The 22416-nt window shown below is 56.5% G+C and carries 17 protein-coding genes and 1 other annotated feature; of the genes, 13 read left to right on the top strand and 4 right to left on the bottom strand.

Going from position 1 to position 22416, the window contains the following annotated elements; translation table 11 throughout:
• Positions 1 to 5: 5 nt before the first annotated feature.
• Positions 6 to 896, bottom strand: a complete 891-nt coding sequence (locus ASF29_RS13350) for a Ku protein (protein WP_062451158.1) — start codon at positions 894 to 896, stop codon at positions 6 to 8.
• 178 nt (positions 897 to 1074) lie between these two features.
• Between ASF29_RS13350 and paoA the strand changes: the two genes are divergently transcribed.
• The 6 genes from paoA to ASF29_RS13320 all read left to right on the top strand — a co-directional run bounded on the left by paoA (position 1075) and on the right by ASF29_RS13320 (position 9650).
• The gene (paoA, locus tag ASF29_RS24025; protein ID WP_082453500.1) at positions 1075 to 1710 is read left to right on the top strand and encodes an aldehyde dehydrogenase iron-sulfur subunit PaoA; all 636 of its coding nucleotides are present in this window, start codon (positions 1075 to 1077) and stop codon (positions 1708 to 1710) included.
• On the top strand, positions 1707 to 2657 hold the full coding sequence (locus tag ASF29_RS13340) for a xanthine dehydrogenase family protein subunit M (RefSeq protein WP_062451156.1): 951 nt from the start codon (positions 1707 to 1709) through the stop codon (positions 2655 to 2657). The genes paoA and ASF29_RS13340 overlap by 4 nt, the downstream gene beginning before the upstream one ends.
• Positions 2658 to 2661: 4 nt before the next feature.
• Positions 2662 to 4860 (top strand): aldehyde oxidoreductase molybdenum-binding subunit PaoC, encoded by a 2199-nt coding sequence (gene paoC, locus ASF29_RS13335; RefSeq protein WP_062451155.1) that lies wholly within the window; start codon positions 2662 to 2664, stop codon positions 4858 to 4860.
• Positions 4861 to 5173: 313 nt separating this feature from the next.
• Positions 5174 to 6937 (top strand): sensor domain-containing phosphodiesterase, encoded by a 1764-nt coding sequence (locus ASF29_RS13330; protein ID WP_062451300.1) that lies wholly within the window; start codon positions 5174 to 5176, stop codon positions 6935 to 6937.
• Positions 6938 to 7000: 63 nt separating this feature from the next.
• Positions 7001 to 7984 carry a sensor domain-containing diguanylate cyclase gene (locus tag ASF29_RS13325; RefSeq protein ID WP_082453499.1) on the top strand — a complete coding sequence of 328 codons (984 nt, stop codon included), beginning with the start codon at positions 7001 to 7003 and terminating at the stop codon, positions 7982 to 7984.
• A gap of 202 nt (positions 7985 to 8186) precedes the next feature.
• On the top strand, positions 8187 to 9650 hold the full coding sequence (locus tag ASF29_RS13320; RefSeq protein WP_062451153.1) for a radical SAM protein: 1464 nt from the start codon (positions 8187 to 8189) through the stop codon (positions 9648 to 9650).
• On the opposite strand, the gene ASF29_RS13315 is transcribed toward ASF29_RS13320, so the two are convergent.
• Positions 9626 to 9994 (bottom strand): PAS domain-containing protein, encoded by a 369-nt coding sequence (locus tag ASF29_RS13315; RefSeq protein ID WP_162237905.1) that lies wholly within the window; start codon positions 9992 to 9994, stop codon positions 9626 to 9628. The genes ASF29_RS13320 and ASF29_RS13315 overlap by 25 nt on opposite strands.
• 219 nt (positions 9995 to 10213) lie before the next feature.
• Positions 10214 to 10269: a sequence feature (sul1 is cis-regulatory element that is thought to sense ions involved in sulfur or methionine metabolism; They are found in Alphaproteobacteria), on the top strand.
• Positions 10270 to 10333: 64 nt separating this feature from the next.
• On the opposite strand from ASF29_RS13315, the gene ASF29_RS13310 reads away from it, so the two are divergent.
• From ASF29_RS13310 to ASF29_RS13300, 3 genes are all read left to right on the top strand, one after another.
• Positions 10334 to 11800, top strand: a complete 1467-nt coding sequence (locus ASF29_RS13310; RefSeq protein ID WP_062451299.1) for a SulP family inorganic anion transporter — start codon at positions 10334 to 10336, stop codon at positions 11798 to 11800.
• Between the two features lie 137 nt (positions 11801 to 11937).
• Positions 11938 to 12933 carry a glycosyltransferase gene (locus ASF29_RS13305; RefSeq protein ID WP_062451298.1) on the top strand — a complete coding sequence of 332 codons (996 nt, stop codon included), beginning with the start codon at positions 11938 to 11940 and terminating at the stop codon, positions 12931 to 12933.
• Positions 12930 to 15086, top strand: a complete 2157-nt coding sequence (locus ASF29_RS13300; RefSeq protein ID WP_062451151.1) for a hypothetical protein — start codon at positions 12930 to 12932, stop codon at positions 15084 to 15086. The genes ASF29_RS13305 and ASF29_RS13300 overlap by 4 nt, the downstream gene beginning before the upstream one ends.
• A 23-nt stretch (positions 15087 to 15109) precedes the next feature.
• Here the strand turns inward: ASF29_RS13300 and ASF29_RS13295 are convergent, their stop codons facing one another.
• Entirely contained in the window at positions 15110 to 16198 is a 1089-nt protein-coding gene (locus tag ASF29_RS13295) for a hypothetical protein (protein ID WP_062451150.1), read from the bottom strand.
• Positions 16195 to 17484 (bottom strand): lipopolysaccharide biosynthesis protein, encoded by a 1290-nt coding sequence (locus ASF29_RS13290; protein ID WP_156462668.1) that lies wholly within the window; start codon positions 17482 to 17484, stop codon positions 16195 to 16197. Before ASF29_RS13290 ends, ASF29_RS13295 begins: the two co-directional genes overlap by 4 nt.
• Positions 17485 to 17609: 125 nt before the next feature.
• Here ASF29_RS13290 and ASF29_RS13285 point away from each other — a divergent pair, with 125 nt between their 5' ends.
• The 4 genes from ASF29_RS13285 to ASF29_RS13270 are packed head-to-tail and all read left to right on the top strand — an operon-like array spanning position 17610 to position 22415.
• A complete protein-coding gene (locus tag ASF29_RS13285) occupies positions 17610 to 19079 on the top strand; it encodes a GumC family protein (protein ID WP_062451149.1) in 1470 nt (489 codons plus the stop codon).
• On the top strand, positions 19079 to 20413 hold the full coding sequence (locus tag ASF29_RS13280; protein WP_062451148.1) for an O-antigen ligase: 1335 nt from the start codon (positions 19079 to 19081) through the stop codon (positions 20411 to 20413). The genes ASF29_RS13285 and ASF29_RS13280 overlap by 1 nt, the downstream gene beginning before the upstream one ends.
• Positions 20397 to 21167, top strand: coding sequence for a polysaccharide deacetylase family protein (locus ASF29_RS13275; RefSeq protein ID WP_162237904.1), 771 nt, complete (start codon positions 20397 to 20399; stop codon positions 21165 to 21167). The genes ASF29_RS13280 and ASF29_RS13275 overlap by 17 nt, the downstream gene beginning before the upstream one ends.
• Positions 21168 to 21179: 12 nt before the next feature.
• Positions 21180 to 22415 (top strand): glycosyltransferase family 4 protein, encoded by a 1236-nt coding sequence (locus ASF29_RS13270; protein ID WP_062451147.1) that lies wholly within the window; start codon positions 21180 to 21182, stop codon positions 22413 to 22415.
• Position 22416 lies beyond the last annotated feature (1 nt).

The following is a 22416-nucleotide window of genomic DNA, read 5'->3' as shown; positions in this document are numbered from 1 at the left end:
CTCCTTCAGCCTGCTTTGCGCTGACGCGCTGATTTTGACGGGCTCGCCGCGCGTGTCTTGCGTTTGTCGCTACCCGAATTGGCGTTTGCGGCAGTCCGCTTCTGCTTACCCTTGGCACCGTTGCTCATTCCAGCGCTTTCGCGAAGTGCGGCCAGAAGATCGTTCGGCTTGGACACCTTCACCTTCTTTTGCTTCGGAAGCGTCTTACCCTCGGCTTTTGCCTTAACGAGATCTGCGAGTGCAGCTTCGTATCGGTCTTCGAATGCCGCAGGATCGAACTCACCCTTCTTGGTCGATATAATGTGCTTGGCAAGATCAAGCATTTCACCTTCGACCTTGATCTTTGGCATGTGTGCAAAGGCTTTTTTGGAGGATCGGACTTCGTAATCATAATTGAGGGTTGTGGCGATAAGGCCCTTACCATGCGGTCTTATCAACACGGTCCGCATGCGTCGGAACAGCACCGTGCGTGCGATGGCCACGACCTTGGATTTCTGCATTCCATCGCGAAGTGCTGCAAAAGCATCGGATCCCATTTTGTCAGGGGCAAGATAGTAAGGCTTGTCGAAATAGACGTCATCAACATCCGAGCAAGAAATGAACGCCTCGATCTCCAGCGTTTTGTCGCTATCGGGTATCGTTGCCGCAACTTCGTCTGGATCGATTACGATGTACTGCCCGTCATCGACCTCGAAGCCTTTGGTCTGATCGTCTTTCTCGACGGTTTCCTCCGTTTCACTGTCGATGAAGACGCGGTTGACCCGGTTTCCAGTTGCGGCATTTATGACGTTGAAGGTGATGCGCTCGGACGTCGAGGCTGCCGTATAGAGCGCGACGCCTGCTGAGACCTCGCCGAACTTGATGAACCCCTTCCACTGGGCACGCTGACCTGCCATCTGCCTCTCCCAAAATCTTGATGGGACTCAACCAAGTCGTGGCAGATCGGTTCCCGATGTCGAAGGTCTAGGCGACATCTGCTTGCGTTGACTTAGATGTGTGCGGCACGGAACCGAACGAAACCTCTCCGCGCCAGTTCACCCCTCATGTCTTCAGCAAACTAGAGGGAAACTCACCATGCGGGATCATCACTTTCTGGAACTTTCACGAAGGAATTTACTTATCTCATCGGCCGCGACCGTCGCGGCCACGGGCGTCGCCGGAAGCGCGGTGGCGCGATCTCCGGGGAGCCCAATGGAACATACATCAAAAGTCGCACTCACCGTAAATGGTGAGAAACACGATCTCGACATCGATAATAGAACGACGTTGCTCGATGCTTTGCGTGAGCATCTTCATCTTACAGGAACGAAAAAGGGCTGTGATCATGGGCAGTGTGGCGCTTGCACTGTTCTTGTCGACGGCAAACGGATCAACTCCTGTTTGACACTGGCGGTCATGCATGACGGGGAAGATGTCACGACCATTGAAGGGTTGGGTCAGCCGGGTAATCTGCATCCGATGCAGGCGGCTTTCGTCAAGCATGATGGTTTTCAATGCGGATACTGCACGCCCGGACAAATATGTTCGTCGGTTGCAGTTCTTGAAGAGATCAAAGCCAATATTCCGAGCCACGTCACGGCCGATCTGACTGCAGCAGCGCCACTGACGACGAGCGAAGTGCGTGAACGTATGAGCGGCAATATCTGTCGATGCGGAGCCTACTCAAACATTCTCGACGCGATTTCTGAAGTGGGAGGGATATCCGCATGAAGGCCTTCACCTACGAACGCGCCTCTTCGATAGAGGCCGCCGCCAAGGCAGCGGCATCCAATAGCGACGCGAAGTTCATCGCCGGCGGAACGAATCTTCTCGATCTCATGAAGCTTGAGATCGAAACTCCGACACACCTCATCGATGTGAACGGCCTCGGTCTGGATAAGATCGAGCAGACACCGGATGGCAGCTTGCGCATTGGAGCCCTTGTCAGGAACACCGACCTTGCGTCTGACACCATCGTTCGCCGTGATTACGGACTTCTCTCAAGAGCACTGGTCGCCGGTGCATCTGGGCAGTTGCGCAACAAGGCGACGACTGCGGGCAATTTGCTGCAGAGAACGCGCTGTCCGTATTTCTATGACACCAACCAGCCGTGCAACAAACGCCAGCCCGGCAGCGGCTGTTCCGCCATTGGCGGCTACAGCCGTCAGCATGCCGTGATTGGTGTCAGTGATGCCTGCATCGCTACACACCCAAGCGATATGGCAATTGCGATGCGTGCACTCGATGCAACTGTCGAGACGGTGAAGAGCGACGGGACACGTCGCTCCATTCCGATTGCCGATTTTTATCGCTTGCCGGGAGACACGCCGCACATCGAGACGTCCCTCGAAAAAGGCGAGTTCATCACGTCAGTTCTGTTGCCGCCACCGGCTGGCGGAACCCATATCTATCGCAAGGTCCGCGACCGTGCCTCGTATGCCTTTGCGCTGATTTCAGTCGGCGCCGTCATCCAGAAAGATGGCACCGGGCGTGTTGCTGTCGGCGGGGTTGCGCATAAACCATGGCGCGTGGAACAGGCAGACGCCGAACTGCCCAAAGGCGCGCGAAGCGCGGCGCAGGCACTACTGGCCGATGCCCGTCCCACAGACCATAACCGTTTCAAGGTCGATCTCGTCGAGCGCACGCTCGGTGCCGTCCTGTCCGAAGCAAAGGGTTGAAGCCATGAAGTTCGACAAGCCAGCAACGACCAATCCGATCGACCGTCTTAAAGTCGTGGGTCAGCCCATCCGACGCATCGATGGGGAATTAAAGACCACCGGCGGCGCAAAATATGCCTATGAGTGGCACGACCCGGACATTTCCTATGTTTACGGTTACCCGGTCGCATCTGCGATCTCGAAAGGCCGCATCAAATCTATCGATACTTCTGCCGCCAAGCGGGCCCCGGGTGTCCTCAGCGTCGTGACCACCCTTGACGTGGGCAAGCGGGAGAAGGGCGAATACAACACCGCAAGCCTGTTCGGGGGCGATGTCATAGAACATTACCACCAGGCGATCGCCGTGGTGGTTGCAGCAACATTCGAGCAGGCGCGTGCGGCGGCGTCACTCGTCAAAGTCGATTACGCAGAAGAAAAGGGCGTCTTCGACCTCAGCGCTGAAAAGGCAAACGCCAAGAAGCCGGATGAATCGCAAAAGCCTGACACATCTGTCGGCGATTTCGCAACGGCGTTCGATGCTGCCGATGTGACGCTCGACCAGATTTATACGACCCCGGACCAGTCGCATGCGATGATGGAGCCTCACGCGTCCATCGCGGCCTGGAATGGCGACGAGGTGACTGTCTGGACGTCCAGCCAGATGATCGACTGGTGGCGTTCGGACCTTGCGACGACTTTGGGTGTCGACAAGGATAAAATCCATCTCATGTCCCCTTTCATCGGCGGCGGGTTCGGTGGGAAGCTGTTCTTGAGAGCCGACGCCGTACTGGCCGCTTTTGCCGCCAAGGACGTTGGAAAGCCGGTCAAGGTCACTCTTCCGCGCCCGATAATGGCCAACAACACCACGCACCGACCGGCGACCATCCAGCGCATTCGTATCGGCGCGGGTCGGGACGGGAAGATCACCGCGATTGCACATGAGAGTTGGTCCGGCAATCTTCCCGATGGCGCGCCGGAGACGGCGGTCAACCAGTCTCGATTGCTTTATGCGGGCGCCAACCGGATGACGGCCATGCGGCTGGCAACACTCGATCTGCCTGAGGGCAATGCCATGCGCGCGCCTGGAGAAGCGCCGGGCCTGATGGCGCTGGAAATAGCGATTGATGAAGTTGCGGAGAAACTCGGTTTGGACCCGATCGCATTCCGCATCATCAACGACACCCAGGTCGATCCCGAAAATCCAGACAGGCCGTTTTCTCATCGCGATCTCATTGGATGTCTCAAGCTCGGCTCCGAACGTTTCGGTTGGGCTGATCGCCCCAAGGTCGCATCGCAACGACAGGGCAACTGGCTGATCGGGATGGGCGTCGCTGCAGCGTTTCGTGATAACCTGGTTCTGCCTTCCGCTGCCCGCGTGAAGCTTGGTAAAGACGGCATCATTACCGTCGAAACCGACATGACGGACATCGGCACGGGCAGTTACACGATCATTGCGCAGACCGCCGCCGAAATGATGGGTGTGAGTGTCGACAAAGTGGCCGTGCAGCTTGGCGATTCACGCTTTCCGATATCGGCAGGTTCGGGCGGCCAGTTCGGAGCGAACTCTTCGACCTCAGGTGTTTATGCCGCCTGCGTCAAGCTTCGGGATGCCATTGCTCAAAAACTGGGCTTCAACTCGGAAGACGCGGTGTTCGAAGATGGTGTGGTCAAATCGGGGAACCGTTCCGTACCACTGGCAGAGGCCGCTGGCGACGAAGGCCTCGTCGGTGAAGACAAGATGGAGTGGGGTGACCTCACCAAAACCCACCAGCAGTCCACCTTCGGAGCGCATTTCGTCGAAGTCGGTGTCGATGTGGCAACCGGTGAAACGCGTATCCGCAGAATGCTGGCAGTGTGCGCGGCTGGGCGCATTCTCAATCCCATCACTGCGCGCAGTCAGGTTATTGGTGCAATGACCATGGGCGCAGGCGGTGCACTGACCGAGGAGCTCGCTGTCGACACGAAACGCGGCTTCTTCGTCAATCACGATCTCGCGGGATATGAGGTTCCGGTTCACGCCGATATTCCCCATCAGGACGTCGTGTTTCTCGATGAAACCGATCCCATGTCATCGCCCATGAAGGCCAAAGGCGTTGGCGAGCTTGGTCTTTGCGGTGTCTCCGCGGCCATAGCCAACGCGATCTACAACGCTACCGGCGTACGTCTTCGCAATTATCCTATGACGCTGGACAAGCTGATCGGCAGTTTGCCAGACGTCGCCTGAGTCCAAGCGTCTCTAAACCGCTCCTGCCCCGTGGCAGGGGCGGTTTAGAGTATTCATTCTTCCTTAAACTCCGTTACCCTTCTCTAACCATATCCGGAACTTGCCCGGAACGATTTGTAAGTGATTCAATTATTATCGCGTAGAACCATAGACCAAGATTATTATTGGGCATGATGCCCCACCCTTGTCCGACTTAGCGCCAGCCATGCTGGCCCAGATGCCGTCGACAAAGATGCATTGAAAATGAAACGATCCTCACTTGGGTGTCGCAAATGCGCTTGATTGCGCATGCGCGCTGCCACGGAATTTTGCAATGCAGAACGAAATCGCACGCCTCTCCAGCCTCAAAAAGTTACGGCTGCTCGATACGCTTCCCAGTGAAAATTTCGATCGCATCACGCGTCTCGCTGCCAGCATATTCGGGCTGCCCATAGCTGCGGTTTCGCTCACCGACACCCATCGGCAATGGTTCAAATCGAAGGTTGGCGTCGATCACAACGAGATACCGCGTGAGAAGGCACCCTGTGCAAACGTCGCCGAAAGCCGCGTGCCCTTCGTCATCCGTGATTTTCAGCAGGATGACTGCTACATCGACAGCACGCTTGGCAACGCTGGCATCCGTTTCTATGCGGGTGCGCCTCTGTTGACGGCAGACGGCTTCGGTCTCGGTGCGCTGTGCGTTCTGGGTACCGAGCCTCGCGACATCACCGAAGGTGAGATGGCCACCCTTTGTGATCTTGCCGCTATGGTCATGGACCAGATCGAACTCACCCACGCGCTGGGACGCATCGAACCATCGAGCGGCCTTCCTAATCGCTTTCAATTGCTTAACGACCTTTCGGACGCATCGCTTCGCAATGACGGTCAGCGTATCATCAGCCAGTTGGACCTCGTCCAGACGGAACAGTTCGAGCGATTGTCGCGGGTGCTCGGACCTTCTTATCTGGATAACATGATCCAGGCCGTATCGCGCTTGCTGAGCGAGCATGTCGGACCGGATGGAACCGCCTATCACGTCGGTCCGACGCAGTTCGCTTTCTTTGCTCCTGAAGGCGTCGATTCTGAAGACTACCTTGCGGCTTTGGCAAACATGCTGCGCGAGATCGAAAGCAACAGCGAAACCCATATTTCAATGATGCCGTCCATCGGGATGGTGGCTTACGACCAGCAGGCAATGGCAGCGGAAGATGTTTTGCGCTCGCTGCAAAGCGCGGTTCAGGATGCCCGTGAAAGCCCGACAAAGATCGGCATGTTCTCGCCTGCCATGGATTTGCGCCACAGACGCAATTTCATGATTCTCCAGGATTTTCGGTCTGCGCTGGCTGCCCCGGATCAGTTTTCACTGGTCTTTCAGCCTCGTCTTGATGTTGCGACCGGTGAGATCTGCAGTGCGGAAGCCTTGCTGCGATGGGATCATCCAGTGCTTGGCCCTCTGTCTCCAGCCGAATTCATCCCCGTCGTGGAAGCCTCATCATTTGCGCGGGACCTGACGGACTGGGTCATCGGTGAGGCTCTTCTGCACCTTGCAAAGTGGGGCAGCCAGGGCCATCGCTTCAAGCTGTCCATCAATCTTTCCGCGCTCAACCTGGAAGAGCAGGACTTTTTCGAACGCTTGATGACAAAATTGTCGGCGTCCGGTGTCGAGCCAGACCAGATCGAGCTGGAACTGACCGAAACCGTGATGATGAAAGAAACCGATGGCGCGTTCGGCCTGCTCAATCAATTGAAGGCGTCGGGTGTGCAACTGGCCATTGACGATTTCGGCACCGGCTATAGCAGCCTTGCCTATCTCCAGAAGTTACCCGCAGATATCGTCAAGATCGACCGCTCTTTCGTCGCAGACATGGAAAACGGAAATCGCGAAAGAGTTCTGGTTCGCTCCATGGTCGATCTTTCACACAGCCTTGGATACCGCGTTGTTGCCGAGGGTGTGGAGACAAAGGAAGCTGCCGACCTGCTGGAAGCCATGGGATGCGACGAAATTCAAGGCTACTGGCTATCGCGCCCCGTCCGTGGTGACACATTGTTCGAGTGGTTGGTGGATCGCAAACGTCCAGCCGTGCTGCTGGCCGGTTAAGCCTCGCACAAACCGATTTGCAGTCTCGCGAATTCCTTGGATTGAACCCTAGAGGGCGACACGATGAAACATGTCTTAGCGCGGATGGTCAGCGACACGCAGAAGTTCGACGACGAGCTTCTTGTCATTCTCGATGCCCTGCCTATCCCTTTGTCCTGGGCCTCGCTGCCGGAAGGGCACGTTCGCTTCGTCAATCGTGCCTTCACGAAGACATTCGGATATGAGAACGGCCGGTTTGCCACGGTCGACCATTGGATGGAGGAAACTTACGTCGATCAGGCAGAGCGGGAGGATGCGCGTAAACGCTGGGAACAGTTGTGGATCGCTGACGGAAGCGGTGTCACGGAAATAGAGGCTTTCGAACTGCAGGTAAGACATGCCGATGGCGAGACGGTGCCGGTTCTTCATCGCGGGATCGTCTTGCACGACTTCGGCCTGGGTATCGCAACCTTCGAAAATCTGTCCGATCAGAAACTCGCGGAAAGCGCTCTGAGACGGATTGCCTATGAAGACCCTCTGACCACGCTCGGTAACCGACGAATGCTTCAGGAACGCTGGAACGCCGAAACGCGATTGGACGAGGTATCGCCAAAACGTCAAACGAAGGCGCTTTTGATGATCGATCTCGACAATTTCAAGCCGATCAACGATTTCCACGGTCATGCTGCAGGCGATGAGATTTTGCGCAGCGTTGCAAAACGGCTTCGCCAGTCCGTTCGCTATGACGATACGGTCGTGAGAATGGGAGGAGACGAGTTCGCCATCCTGCTCACCGATCTCGAAGATCAGGCCGACGCAGAGAAAATATGTCAGAGAATTGCCGACGCATTCCTTGAGCCCTTTGTGGTTCAGGGTCAAACGGTCAGTGTTGGGGCAACGGTGGGTGCAAGCCTTTATCCGCACCATGGTAGCGATCTGGGGACGCTGTTGCATGCAGCGGATCAGGCTCTGTACCGGATGAAACGCAATGACGAGCACAGCTGGGCGTGGTTCGATCATTCATTTGAAAAATCCGGTGTCTCCCGGTCTCTCGCCAGCGCTGAGTGATGGGCGCGTCCGAAGCGGTTTCGATAGATCAACATCAATGCACATTAATTCTAGCACTTGACGGTTGTTGTGGCGATGTGGAACGTCGTCCAAGGTTGCAAATTAGCGCCGCCCATAGATCGAACGCAGGTCGTTATCGAGAGGTCGAACAATCCGTATTCTCCTGATCAATCCACCCTATGTTTCTCTCACGTCACGTGGCGTGGGTCACCAGATACCATTCGGTCTGTTGTCGATTGGTGGGCCGCTTCTTGATGAAGGCCACGAGGTGAAGCTGCTCGACGCGGAGCGGCATCACCTGAAAGCCGACGAAATCGCAGCGCAGGTTTCCAGCTACAGACCTGACATCGTCATGACGGGTCATTCCGGATCGACGCCCGCCCATCCGGCTGCGATGGTGGCGCTGGAGGCAGCCCGTCGGGCTTGCCCCGATGCGCTCACCGTCTACGGCGGAGTTTATCCGACGTACCATGCCCGCGATATTCTGACCCGCCACGCCTATGTCGATTTGATCGTGCGTGGGGAGGGCGAATCCGTCATTCTCGATCTTGTCCGCGCGGTTGAAAATAGTAAGCCCCTCAACGGGGTCAACGGCATCACCTTCCGGCAGGGCGAGGGCGACATCCGTGAAAATGCGCCCGCACCCACCATTTCCGATCTCAATCTCTGGCGTGTCGGCTGGGAACTGATCGAGAATTGGGATCTGTATCAGTGTTTCGGGCTCGGCCGCGCCGCCATCGTACAGTTTTCCCGTGGTTGCCCGCATCGTTGCTCCTATTGTGGGCAGTATCAATTCTGGTCGAAATGGCGATATCGCGACCCGAAAGCGGTTGCTGCGGAAATTGCATGGTTGCACCGGCATCACGGAATCAACTTCGTCGATCTGGCCGATGAAAACCCGACATCCTCCAAGCGTCTGTGGCGGGAGTTTCTACAGGCGCTTGCGGACGAGAATGTGCCGGTTCGGCTTTTTGCGACGATCCGTGCAACCGACATCGTGCGCGATGCGGACCTGTTGGGGTTGATGAAGAAAGCCGGCATGATCTGCGTTCTGATGGGCATCGAAACAACCGACCCAGAGACGTTGCTGTCCATTCGAAAAGGCTCGACCGTCCGTGAAGATCAGAAGGCCGTGGAGCTGTTGCGCGAGCACGGAATTCTGTCGATGCTCGGCCATATCGTCGGTTTCGAGGAAGAACGGTTCTCGGATTACGTACGGGCCGTGCGCCAGGTTTCGCTCTACGATCCCGATCTTGTCAATGCGATGTATGTTACGCCACATAGATGGTCTGACTGGGCCGAAGAGAACGGCGCGCGCAAGGTCATCCAGACAGATCCGGCCAAGTGGGATTATCGCAACCAGCTTCTGGCCTCGCGGTATCTGTCATCCAAAGCCATTTTCTGGCTGGTCAAATTGATGGAATTTGTTGTGCATGCGAGGCCGAGGGCACTGTGGCGCGTCCTGTTCCATCCTGACCGCGACCTCAGGGCGCATTTGCGCTGGTGTTTCCGTTTTTCCTTCCGCGTCTGGCGTGCTGAAGTGGCAGAATTCATAAGACGCCCTCCAGACGATCGCACCACTCTGACCTTGGCGCAATGGTTCGGGCGTGCCGACCGGGTGGTACCATCGCCCAGCGTTCTTCAGGAGAGTGAACAGACAGGATAAACGATACCTGAAAAGAGCGAGGGAGTGCCGTCAGGATTGCGGAAACAGCGACCCACGGTCATGACGTGTTCGTACGCGTCCGAGGCGTTTTGAACACGGTATTCGGAACTGTGAGGCTGGCCGTCTTGGACAGCTTTGGCAATGAGGGCCGTCAGGGCACGCCTGTCGTCGGCATGGACCCGATCAATGTACCGGCTGAGGGGAAGACGTCCCTGTATGGTGTCGTCCGGCTTCAGGCCGAACAATGCGGCGATGGCGGTGTCGGCATAGATCCGGTCCTCCGCCAGCGACCAGGTGAAGATGCCAGCTTCGATATCGTTGGTGATCGTTGTTTCGATATACAAAATCATTCCTCCGATGCCGGTCTCTGGTTTTTTGATATGATATGGCCCCAGCAATTTCGGCTGTCGGGCAAATGAAACCGGGCGTTTCGTTGTGGTTCTTCCGCCAGTATAGGGTTCTTGAGCACTTTACCAAAGGTCAGCGTCGAGAACGGTACGCTAGCGTTCATTTCTGTTTTGGCTTGCATCATCAAACAAATTCGATATTGAAAGCCCATTCACCACGGACCCGGTGAGATTCCGGGTGGCTCTTCTGGCCGCCGATCCGCCAGACAACGCAAAAACAGCATGCCTTCTCAGACCGCACACGGGCGCGTCGCATGCTTTGCGAGACATCACATCATGCAAATTTCATTTATTCGCCGGGATTGGTCCGCCAATCCTATCCGGGAAATGCTCGCCGGGGCAGTCGCGACATTTGCGCTCATTCCAGAAGTGATCGCGTTCTCATTTGTCGCGGGCGTCGATCCTCAAGTGGGGCTGTTCGCGTCTTTCATTATCGGCATCGTGATTGCGTTCACCGGCGGGCGTCCCGCCATGATTTCGGCTGCTGCAGGGTCCGTGGCGCTGGTTGCGGCTCCGCTCGTCCATGCGCACGGCTTACCCTACCTTTTTGCGGCGGGTCTGCTGGCAGGCCTTTTGCAAATCGCATTCGGATTGCTTCGCCTTGGGGTCTTGATGCGTTTCGTTTCGAAATCCGTGCGGACCGGTTTCGTCAATGCACTTGCCATTCTCATTTTTGCCGCCCAGCTTCCGCACATCCTTCATGGCGACATCCTATCCTATGCCATGCTCGCCGCCGGTCTTGTCATCATCTATCTCGTGCCGATGGTAACGAAGGCGGTTCCTTCACCTCTCATCTGCATTCTGATTTTAACCGCTCTGTCCATCTCACTGCAGCTTCCCGTCATGACGATTGCCGACCTCGGCAAATTGCCGGATTCGCTACCGATCTTCAGCTGGCCCGCCGTTCCCCTGACGTTGGAAACGCTTAGAATTATTGCAGGACCGGCGCTCGCCATCGCCATGGTCGGTCTGCTTGAATCCATGATGACGGCCAGCGTGGTGGATGATCTGACTGGCACGCCCAGTTCGAAAAATCGGGAATGCGCCGGTCTTGGTGTCGCCAACACCGCTGCCAGTCTCTTCGGTGGCATTGCCGGTTGCGGCATGATCGGCCAGACGGTCAGCAATGTGAAGTACGGAGGTCGTGGCAGGCTTTCTACCCTGTTTGCAGGCGCCTTTCTGCTGGTGTTGATGGTTCTGTTGAAGCCGTGGGTGTCGCAGGTGCCAGTCGCAGCTTTGGTTGCCATCATGGTCATGGTGTCCATCGACACGTTCGACTGGTCTTCGGTGAAGACGCTGGTCATACACCCGAAAATGTCGAGCGTCGTCATGTTGGCCACGGTTGTCGTGACGGTGTTCAGCTCGAACCTCGCTTTGGGCGTGACGGTTGGCGTGCTGTTGAGCGGCGTGTTCTTCACATTCAAGGTCGCCAGACTGTTGCAGGTGCAAAGCAGTCGGGATGAAGCGCTGGGCCGTGTGACCTACAAGGTGTCGGGGCAGGTCTTCTTTGCATCGGCTGATGTCTTCGTTGAGTCTTTCGACATCGAAGATGCCACGGGTATGTCCGTCCTCATCGATATTTCACAGGCCCACTTCTGGGACATCACCGCCGTCGCCGCACTGGAAAAGGTGGTCGATCGATACGAAGCGCACGATATCAAGGTCACCGTCATCGGCGTCAACGAGGCCAGCGCGACACTGATCGAAAGCGTGAACGGAAGCGGCAGCCTCAAGGAAATCTGACCTGCCGCAAATCGCACGTCACAGGCGTGTCTTTGAAAAAATCCCGTTCTGCGTTATGAATTTAAGGAAAATCGTATACACGTTCCCGTCGGAACGTGTATTCTCGTATCAGTGCCAGTCGGTTGTCGGATGAAGATTTGAAGATATCGGTCATTCTCAAAACACTGAACGAAGAAAAACGCATCGGTGCGGCAATAGAAAGTGTCATTGCCGCCCTATCGGGTTTTGATGGCGAAATCATTGTTGCAGACAGTGGTTCTCGTGATCGAACCGTTGAGATCGCCAGCCGTTATCCTGTTGTCATTGCCCAGATACAGGCACCTGCCAAAGCCAGTTGCGGCATCGGCCCGCAGCTCGGATATCAGTACAGCAGTGGCGATGTCGTCTGTCTTATGGATGGCGACATGCTGCTCGATCCGGAATTTCTGCCCGCGGCTCTCGACTATCTCGCGCAAAACCCTCGCGTCGCGGGTGTCAGCGGTCATGTCAACGAAGTCAATCTCGATAACCTGGAATTCACCCGCCGCGTTCAGAGAAACGCTCCGGAAAACCGAAGTGGACAGCTGGATCGCCTCAACGGCGGTGGTCTCTATCGACGGTCGGCCATCGAAGAGGCGGGCTATTTTTCCGACCGCAATCTTCATGGCTACGAAGAATTCGACCTTGGCCAACGCCTGAGGATGCGCGGTTGGACGCTCTACAGGCTGGACAGACGGTTCGTTGATCACTTCGGTCACAGCATCAATTCCTATGTCCTGCTGACGCGCCGCTGGTCCTCGAAATATCTTCGTGGTGTGGGAGAGCTCCTGCGTGCCGGAACCGAGCAGCAGCGTTTTGGAACGCTGACGCGAGAATTGTCGGAAGTGCGCCTATGGTGCGGTGTTTACCTGTGGTGGGCGATACTTCTGGCGTGTCTGATTTACGGCTTTTTCAATCCCATCGGCTTTGCCCTCTTCTTCGTTTTGCTGTTGTTGCCGATCGTGTTGATGAGCATCAAGCAGAGAAGCGTATCATTGGGAATTTACGCCGTTGTCGCATGGTTTTTCCACGCTGCGGCGCTGCCTCTGGGTTTCTTTTCCGCCCGAAAAAAGCCGGAGGGGTGGATTGAAAGCAAACTTTTGAAATCCCCATGAGACACGTCTTGCTGTCTTGCCTCATTGCCAGCTCCATCGCCTGTCAACCGGTGGCGGCGCAAGAGTGGCTGGTGGTTCGCGAGCAGTCACTGGAGGTCCAGCCGGGCAGCCCACTCGATTTCTCGGGCATTTTGCCGAACCTACCCATCGATGAAACGAAGCGGATCGGCCTCACGCGGTCTGGAAATCTGTCGCGTGCCAGCAGTCGAGATACGCCGGAGCGGTTTCTCTGTGCCTCGCTGGCATGGAGCCCGGCGTCGGGTGGTTTTCCCGACCATGATACAGCGGAACGTTATGCGCTCCAGCTGAAGATGCACGGCTATAACATCGCGCGGTTCCATTATGTCGATGCGGCTCTGATGGCGGGGCGTTCTGGGGATTTCGACTTCGACCCTGAGGTCCTCGACCGCGTCCATTACCTGATGGCAGCGCTGAAGCGGCATGGCATCTACTGGATTGTCGACGGATTGAGTTCGTCGCGCGGTGCCCTTGGCGGCTTCGAGGATCGCTGGGACGTCAAGGGCGACTTGAAGCTCGGCGTTCAGATCGACGACACGGATTTTGCTCACTGGAAGAAATTTCAGGACGTTTTTCTGGCCAAGGTCAATCCTTACACCGGCATCGCCCCCATCCGTGATCCGGCGCTCGTAGGCATCGTTCCGTTCAATGAAAACGGGCTTGAATTCGATTCCATGATGCAGGAAGGCGTGCGCGGGATTGTGTTTTCGCCACGTCTGAAGCCTCTCTTTAACGCGTGGCTATTCAAGAAATATGGCACGGACGCGGAACTCTCGAGGCATTGGGGTGGATGGTTCAAGGAAGGCAATCTTGACGATCGGACTGTTGCCTTGCCGCCGGATCGCAACGAACGCAGTGAGCGAATGCGTGATCTGCAATCCTTTTTCATCGATGTGGAGCAGGACGCCACACGTCGAATGACAGGCACCCTTCGCGACCTTGGTTTTCGCGGACTGGTTCTGCCCTACAATAATTGGCCGACGATCCAGACGGGTATTAGCCGTAGTATTCAGGATGCGGTCGCGATGAACACATATCAGGACTGGGTCGAATCCTACGCACCCGGTAGCCGCATTCAGGCTAACAGTTCGATTGAAGATGGTCTCCTTTACCTGAGGACAATTGCCGCTGCGCGGTGGTTCGGGCGGCCGTTTCTCGTTACCGAATATGACCATCTTTTCTGGAGCCCTTACCGTTACGAGGCTGGGCTCGCCGCTCCGGCTTTTGCCGCCTTGCAGAACTGGGATGTTTTGTGCAGGCATGCGCATGGGCCCATCGTGCTGACCTATGGCGAAGATTTTCCGCATAAGAAGCAAATGCTGCCCTATGCAATCGCTCTCGATCCTGTCGCCCGTGCCGGTGAGACATTGGCCGCGCTGGTGTTTCGGCGTGGGGATGCTCTCGCGTCCACGCTCCAGGTCCCCTTTTTGGTGGATGGCCGCAACGGCCTGCCGAACGGGGTAAACGATATGGAGCCCGAGATGCTGACACGGCTCGCCCTGCTCGGTTCCATCGGACTTCAGTCGTCCTCAGAGACGAATGCTGTGGTCGTCCCGCCCGCACGAGGCGGGCAAAGCGCCGCGGACATTGTCGCCGCGTTGAAAGCGCAGGGCCTTCTTGATTTCCATCAACCATCGGATCTGGATCAAGGGGATGTTGTCAGCCAGACCGCGCAATTGCATTTGAATGCGCCTGCAAAAAACCTGGCCTTGCGCACGCCGATGACGCAGGCAGTTGCTTTCGACCACATCGCCGCACCGACCGACCTCGGTGCGGTCAGCGTACAGTCGGCCGACGGTCGCGGGCTCTTTGCCATATCGTCGCTGGACGATGTGCCTCTGGCACACAGCAGAAAGCAGCTTATGATCATGGTGTCGGATGCGCGTAACACGGATATGAGATTTCGGGATGCGCAGGAGCGGGTGATCGAGGACTTTGGACGTCTTCCGGTTTTGCTGAAACGCATGAATACCGTTCTTCGTTTCGAACGCGAAGGCGCGTTTCGCATTTCGCCTGTCGGGCTCGATGGTCGCGTCTATCCGGCCTTTATAACGGCGACCGGCCGTGAACCGGTCACGCTGACCAACGATCTACCCAGTGGTCCGACAACCTATTATCTGCTGGAACGGAATTGAGCGCCAGGGTGCCGCTCTCAACATCAGTAGAAATCCCGGACGAGGCGGCTCCAGCTTTCTCCGGCGACCCCGCCGATATACGCCTGTCCGGTTTTCATAGCCGCCTTGAATTCAGGAGATTTGCACGTTGCCGCGACACCCGTGATGTGGCGGTACCAGATACGATTGTAGCGCGACAGGGAAGGGATCATCTCCGGCCGCAACTGGGCGGAGGCAAAGGCAAAACCCGCAGCTTCCAGTGCCGCCAGCGCGGCATCCAACACGGCATCCGCGGCGCCTTCTTCGCACAGCAGATCGAGAATCTGCGCCTCTCCACCGACGACGCCAACGAATGAAAACACGCCGCATATGTCGCCATTTTCATCATGTATCTGAGCGAGCACCAGCCTGCCTCGGTTTCCGGTGCCGATCGAGGCGGACAATATCCATCCAAGCTCTTGTGCGGAGTAGACAGGTGCAACGGCATAGCCAGACAGGAAGCGATTGGCATAGTCCGCATAGTCCGTAGGAGTAGCTTCGAAAACGCTGTGACCGGAGGCCGCTCTTGTGCCTGCTGGCGCGGTGTATCGGGGAAGAGAGCCGGCCCCCAGGAAGCGCGGGAACCGGGCGGACAGTCTGCGGCGGACATATCCGGTGGTGGCAGGCACAGGTTTGAACATCTTGTACCAGCGCAGACCTTGCACGGGTAGTTCCGTTCCGCCGATGGCCTTCAGATGAGACACGCTGACGGGGGCTGCGCTGTCTGAGAAGCTGATCTGATTTTCCCGTGGACGCAGCTGAAAGATCAAAGCGGCAATGCTGCGCGCGTTGGCGTCCTTTGCGGCCATGAAGGTGCAGGCCAGACGGGCTGATACGATGTCCTCACCGATCCTGTAGGTCATGGGCAGAATCGTCAGCGCACTTTTCACCGTGCCTGCGCCGTCTGCGGAAACGACGCTGCCGTTATCGCCGGTATAGCGAGGGTGGGTAAAGAGCATTTGCGACAGGCACGCCTCAAGGTCGGCTTTATCCGGTTTGGAATGCGGTCGGAACACGGAGGTAAACAGATCGGCGATCTGCGGTACGTCCGCGGGCTCTGCAGGTCTTACCCTGGTGGTCTGCTCCGATGTCATTGTTGAACCTCCCGGTTTAATGCTGCGGAGCGCAGGACGTGGGCTCTCACCACGAGCCACGCCGCCACGACGATGCTGAGCTCGATCCAATAGGCTGCAATGAAGATGCCGTATGGTGGCCAGACCCAGGCTGCCAGCCCGATGACGACCGCCCCGATGCCATTGGATAGATTAAGGACCCAGGCGCGGGACGAGTGTTGACCGGCAGCCCCAAGCAGGTCGACGGCGATCGACCATACGGCGATGAAGACGATCAACCATGCCATGATTTTCAAGAAATGCGGCAGTGAAACATATTCCGGTCCGAAGATAAGCGGCATGTAGGATGCTGCGCCGAAAATGATGATGGCCGCAACCAGTCCCAAAGCGGTAGCGACGCCGAGAAGGCGGATGGTCAGCCGGAATGCGTGGTGAATTCCCTGCTTGCTGGCAATTGCAAGCCGTGGGTAGACCAGCCGGTTCAGCGCGTCGATGGCCATGTAGCTGCTGTCGGTTATCCTGCGCGCAACACCATAGCTTCCCACCATCTCAGCGCCCGCAACGAAGCCCAGTACGAGAAGATCGACGTTCTGGCGCACGGCACGAAAGATGAAGGGTGTCGCAAACAGAAGTCCCAGCCGAATCTCCGCTTTGTCGATCACATATTTAGGTCGCCCGATGCGGAAGGCGAAATAGGCATAGAGAGCAAGAGTGAAAAGATGGGCGGCGAGTTGCCACGTCGCCCAATCCTCGACACTTGCTACCTGAAAAACGAAACAGGCTGTGATCGCGGTCAGGGTGCGAATGACGGCAAACCCGACAACTGACGCGTTGGCGGGACCAAATCGTGAATGCGCCAGAAAAATACTCTCGCCGAGCATGATCAAGCGGACCAGAACCACATTCGTGAGCAGAAGCTGAAAGGTCGTCACGACATTTTTACCGGGTGATCCACCGAAACTGATGATCTGCGGCAGGATAGCTGTGCCGAGAATGACCAGAACCGCACCGCTTATGAACGTCAGAATAAGGTTATGCCCGAAAATTCGGGGAAAGCAGTCCGGGTCCTGCGGCACGCGACGGACCAGACATTCCGATGCGCCAAGCCCGCAAAGATGAACCGCAATGCTGGTGATGGCGATGAAGGAGACGTAGCGACCGAACTCTTCGGCACCAAACGAACGGGCAAGAATTGCGAAGGTGACGAGCTGAGCAGCATTGGCTATCAATAGGCTCGCAGAGGATGCGCCGTAGGACAGCAGCATTCCCATCAACCGTGGCTTGTCCTTTTTTTCGCTGGTGATCATGTTCTTATCTCCATGCCGCAAAAATGGACCATCTGTAAACCATTTGTCAGCGGGCTATGTGATTTAGTAAGATCGTATATACTGAATATGTTTCCTTTTGATTGATATAGAGGCTTCAGTCACGCATGTATGAGTACCGAGCCGAAAAACGGACCAGGCCCGTTTTCGAGGAAAAGTCGCCCCGCGCGACTGATCATCCGCGTGGTTCCACACCTGCCGATCCCTTGATTTCAGCTGCAAAGCTGTTGGAATGGTTGCGCCGCGGCGTGCTCTATATCGCTGTTTTTGCACTTTTGGGTGGTGCGCTCGGCGTGGCTTTTGCCCTGTCCGTCAAGCCTCGCTATACGTCCAGCATGGACATTCTGTTGCCACCGCCTACGGGGCAGGTGGTTCCCAACGAGTTGACGACGCCCAACATCCAAAGTGATGCGCAAATCCTGGATATTTCCAGCAAACTGCTGCTGATCACGTCCGGGAATGTTCTGCGAAGAACCGTGGAGCAGGAAAATCTTCAGAATGTTCCCGAGTTCAATTCGGCTGCGGAAACGCAGGAAGGTTTGTTCGACTGGTTGAGACCGCAGCGCCCCGTATCGGTCGAAGACGGTACGGTCGTTGCCATGAGAAACCTTGCCAAACGTATCAAAGTAGCCCGCCAGGGCGGCACCTATCTGGTTTCTATCAGCCTGTGGACACGCGATGCAGGGCGCTCGGTCGAGGTTTTGTCCACACTGGCGCAGTCCTTCAGAGAGGAGTTGGAGGCAACACAAACCGATCTGGCGAAAAGCGCAAGCGCGGCCCTGTCCAACCGTCTTGAAGAGTTGCGCGAGGCGGCCAGTCAGGCCGCAAGTGCGGTCGTGAAATTCCGTCAGGATAATAATCTGCAAAATCTCGGCGGAACGGGGTCAGTGAATATTCAGAGTGTCTCCCAGTTGAATACGCTGCTGAACGCTGCCTCGCAGCGTCTGGCAGACGTTCAGGCCCGGTATCGGAGATTGAGTCAGCCCGGTACAGATGGCGTCGTACCCGCCGATACGCTGGACTCGCCGACGCTTATCAGCCTGCGGTCCCAGTACAGCGTCCTCAAACAGCAATATGAAGAACTGGCGCTGACCTATGGCGCACGTTACCCCAAGCTGGTCAGCACGCGCGCCCAGCTCGGTACGTTGCGGACCGAAATGGCGCGGGAAACAGAAAGGTCGCTGCAGGCAATCCAGGTGGATCTGGATCAGGCGGAAAACTCTGTCACGACCTTGCGTACCCAGCTCGATGAAGCGCAGAAGCGCGTTTCGACAGATGACACGGCGCAGGTCGAGTTGCAGGAACTGGAGCGTAACAGCCAGGCAAAGTCGGCGCTCTACGATACCTTCCTCAAACGGGTAGGAGAAACCAGCGAGCAGCAGCAGATCAGTGTTTCCAATCTGCGCATCGTTACGGACCCATTCCCACCGGAAAAGCGCAGCTGGCCCCCTCCGACACTTCTTCTTGCCATAGGCGGCCTTCTGGCCGGCTTGGTCCTGGGCATCGTCTGCGTTCTCGCGATCCGGCTATACGCGGTTCTGCGCGATAACAATTGGCGCTTTGAGCGGGCGAGCTGATGGAGGCAGTCGCGAAGGGCAGGGGGAACGGAACCGCATTTCACGACAGGGTCAGACCCGTCGTCTTCTTGGGTGTGTTCCTGTTCTTCTGGATCACGACCAACCCCTTCGTGGATCTCGTTCAGATCGAGGCGGGCGGTTCCAACGCGACCGGTGGCTCGAATGCGCTGAACCAGATCACGTTTCTGGCTCTGACGCTGCTGACAGTCTACTCGGCGATGACACATCCTTTGCGGTCGCAAATCTGCAGGCCACAGTTTCTCGTCATCGCGCTGTTTTCCTGGTTTTTGATCTCGTCCGCTTTTTCCAATTACCCGATGGATGCGATCAAGAGAACCATTCTGGCGATCTTGACCTGCGCCAATGCGGGCATGTTTCTGTTGTTGCCACGTTCCGAGCAGCAGTTTTCAAGGCTTTTGCTTTATGGCACTGCGATCACACTCGGAATGGCATATTTCGGCGTTCTCTTTTTGCCAATGCTGTCGATCCATCAACCGACGGAATTGATCGAGCCCATGAATGCGGGCTTCTGGCGGGGTCAATACTCCCACAAGAACCTCGCCGCAGCCGTTATGTTGATGGCGACCTTCTTCGGGCTTTATCTGCGAAGTGTCGGCTGGAAAAGAAGCGGAGTGGCGATCATTGTTCTGTCGGTCTTCTTCCTCATTCATACAGGCGGCAAATCGTCTACGGCGATGTTGCCCCTAATTCTGATCCTGCAATGGATTTTCGAGAAATTTCGCTGGAGCAGATGGCCGATTGCGGTGGGTGGCATCGCGGCTTTCAATCTGCTGGCCCTTGGCGCGGCGCTGTCGGAGGGTTTTCGAGGTCTTATTGCCAGCCTGGGTGTCGATCCGACATTCACCAACAGAACAGACATATGGAAGATCGCCTTTGACGCGATCGCCCAGTCCCCCATTCTTGGATACGGCTTTCAGGGTTTCTGGCAGACCGCCGATATCACGCAGAGTTCGGCGGGGTTGGAAACCTGGGCGGTCAAGGCTTTCAACGGCCATAATGCCTATGTGGATGCATTGCTGACGACGGGTATTCCTGGCTTCCTCCTGACCATTGCGCTCGTGATTTTCGTGCCGCTTAGGGCGGTAGGGCGGCTTGGGCAATCGCCCAACAGTCCGCACCTGTCGCGATTGTTCATGCGTGTCTGGCTCTATGTCATCTATGCTGGCTGCCTCGAGGTCATCTTTTTCCAGAGCGGTAGTCCCATCTGCTTCTTCATGCTGGTCTCCATTTTCGGACTGGAAATGCAATCACGCATGAGCCTCGTGGAGGACCGAAACGTGCAATGGGAGGATCGCCGTGCCATCCCCATCTAAAATCGCGTCGAAATTCAGTTACATTCGTGAGCGTCTTGTAGAACGGGCTGTCCGTGCCTTCCCCGCCTCGACGCTGAACGTTCAATGCTCTCGCCCCATCGTCTCCTTCACGTTCGACGATGTACCGGAGACTGCCCATTCTGCCGGGGCAAGAATTCTTGAAGAAAACGGTGTGAGAGGAACGTTCTACATCGCGGGTGGACTGCTCGGCAAAATCGAGCCTGACAGGCAGCTGATTTCTGCACAGGGCTGTCGCAATCTTGCTCTTTCCGGACATGAGATCGGATGCCACACCTTTTCGCATGAGGCAGTTCATCGCTTGAGTGGCATCGAGCTTGAGGACGATCTGAACAAAAACGATGCATTGCTCGACACGTTCGAGCCGAACGCGACCTCGCGCAATTTCGCCTTCCCATACAATCGCGCTTCTTTGCGGCACCGGCATTTGTTTGCGAAGCGATATGATACAGCGCGTGGGGGCGGAGATCGCATCAACCGCGGCACCGTCAATCGTTCCTACCTCTGGGGCATGGAAATCCGCCAGCCCGAAAGTGATGCTTCAGCCCTGACAGCAGAGATCGACGCGGTGGTCGCTGACCCCGGCTGGCTAATCTTTTTTACCCACGACGTCAGCGATCAACCCACGTCCTATGGCTGCCGCCCTGACACATTTTCGATGCTGGTCGAATACGCGATTGCGAAAAACTGCCTTGTGCTGCCGGTGCGGGATGCGCTGCGCCATCTCGATGCATAGGAGAGCGGTACGATGAGTGGCACCTTGCTTGCGATCAACAACTATTTCTACCGCAGAGGTGGTGCCGAAGCCATCTTTCTCGACCAGTTGGATATGTTTGAGCGTGCGGGATGGCGTGCAGTGCCGTTTTCAATGCAGCATCCGAATAATCTGCAATCCGAATGGTCGCCCTACTTTGTTCCGGAAATTGAGTTTGGCCGTCAAAGCAGTCTGGCGACGAAAGTCGGGCATAGTGTCGAAGTGATCTATTCACGCAAGGCGCGGACACATTTGAACGCTCTGATCGACGCCGTCAGGCCGGATGTCGCGCATGCGCACAACCTGTATCACCACATTTCCCCATCGATATTCCCTCTTTTGAAGCAAAAGGGCATTCCAACGGTTCTCACCGCGCATGATCTAAAGCTTGCCTGTCCCGCCTATAAAATGCTGTCTCCACAGGGAATATGCGAAAAATGCAGAGGGGGCAGAATATACAATGTCCTCCTCAATCGCTGCATGAAGCAGTCGATACCGCTCAGCGGGTTGGTCATGGTCGAGACAGCGGTGCACCGGGCCCTTGGCCTCTACAGGCGATATATCGACAAGATCGTCGTGCCCAGTCGTTTTTATGGGGCCAAGCTTGCAGAATGGGGATGGGCGGAAGACCAGCTTGCCTATATTCCAAATTTCGTTGAACAGGCGATATTCGACCGGCCTTTCATGGTCGCGGAGGGTGATTACTTTCTGTTTGCCGGGCGGCTTGCGCCGGAAAAAGGCATTGGTACCCTGATCCGAGCCGCAGCGCTTTCCGGCCAGCGGCTTCACATTGCCGGAACCGGGCCCGAGGAAGCTCCTCTGCGGGCTCTTGCACAGCAGAGCGGCGCAGATGTGGAGTTCCTGGGGTATCTGACGGGAACGCAACTGCATGAGGCCATTGCCGGGGCAAAAGCATTGGTTCTGCCATCAGAATGGTACGAGAATGCTCCCGTCAGCCTGCTCGAGGCCTATGCACTTGGCCGACCGGTGATCGGTGCGAATATTGGCGGCATTCCAGAGTTGATCAAGGAAAACATCACGGGCATGACGGCACGTCCGTCAGACCCTGACGATCTTGCAAGAGTATTGACCGCAATGGACGGTCTGTCTGCGCAAGATCGCAGCGACATGGGGCAGGCGGGGCGGGTCTGGGTCCAGCAAGAGTTCTCCCAACGCGCCTATCTCGAGCGAACCACGCAACTCTACCATCAACTCGGCGCAACGTTCTAAT

The organism is Rhizobium sp. Leaf262, from assembly GCF_001422245.1.
Classification (GTDB): Bacteria; Pseudomonadota; Alphaproteobacteria; order Rhizobiales; family Rhizobiaceae; genus Agrobacterium.
This window is presented reverse-complemented; position numbering and strand designations above follow the sequence as displayed.

What these genes read in the sequence shown, in the direction of transcription:
- ASF29_RS13350 (WP_062451158.1), bottom strand. Translation starts at nt 896, where the DNA reads ATGGCAGGTCAGCGTGCCCAGTGGAAGGGGTTCATCAAGTTCGGCGAG.
- paoA (WP_082453500.1), top strand. Translation starts at nt 1,075, where the DNA reads ATGCGGGATCATCACTTTCTGGAACTTTCACGAAGGAATTTACTTATC.
- ASF29_RS13340 (WP_062451156.1), top strand. Translation starts at nt 1,707, where the DNA reads ATGAAGGCCTTCACCTACGAACGCGCCTCTTCGATAGAGGCCGCCGCC.
- paoC (WP_062451155.1), top strand. Translation starts at nt 2,662, where the DNA reads ATGAAGTTCGACAAGCCAGCAACGACCAATCCGATCGACCGTCTTAAA.
- ASF29_RS13330 (WP_062451300.1), top strand. Translation starts at nt 5,174, where the DNA reads ATGCAGAACGAAATCGCACGCCTCTCCAGCCTCAAAAAGTTACGGCTG.
- ASF29_RS13325 (WP_082453499.1), top strand. Translation starts at nt 7,001, where the DNA reads ATGAAACATGTCTTAGCGCGGATGGTCAGCGACACGCAGAAGTTCGAC.
- ASF29_RS13310 (WP_062451299.1), top strand. Translation starts at nt 10,334, where the DNA reads ATGCAAATTTCATTTATTCGCCGGGATTGGTCCGCCAATCCTATCCGG.
- ASF29_RS13300 (WP_062451151.1), top strand. Translation starts at nt 12,930, where the DNA reads ATGAGACACGTCTTGCTGTCTTGCCTCATTGCCAGCTCCATCGCCTGT.
- ASF29_RS13295 (WP_062451150.1), bottom strand. Translation starts at nt 16,198, where the DNA reads ATGACATCGGAGCAGACCACCAGGGTAAGACCTGCAGAGCCCGCGGAC.
- ASF29_RS13290 (WP_156462668.1), bottom strand. Translation starts at nt 17,484, where the DNA reads ATGATCACCAGCGAAAAAAAGGACAAGCCACGGTTGATGGGAATGCTG.
- ASF29_RS13285 (WP_062451149.1), top strand. Translation starts at nt 17,610, where the DNA reads ATGTATGAGTACCGAGCCGAAAAACGGACCAGGCCCGTTTTCGAGGAA.
- ASF29_RS13280 (WP_062451148.1), top strand. Translation starts at nt 19,079, where the DNA reads ATGGAGGCAGTCGCGAAGGGCAGGGGGAACGGAACCGCATTTCACGAC.
- ASF29_RS13270 (WP_062451147.1), top strand. Translation starts at nt 21,180, where the DNA reads ATGAGTGGCACCTTGCTTGCGATCAACAACTATTTCTACCGCAGAGGT.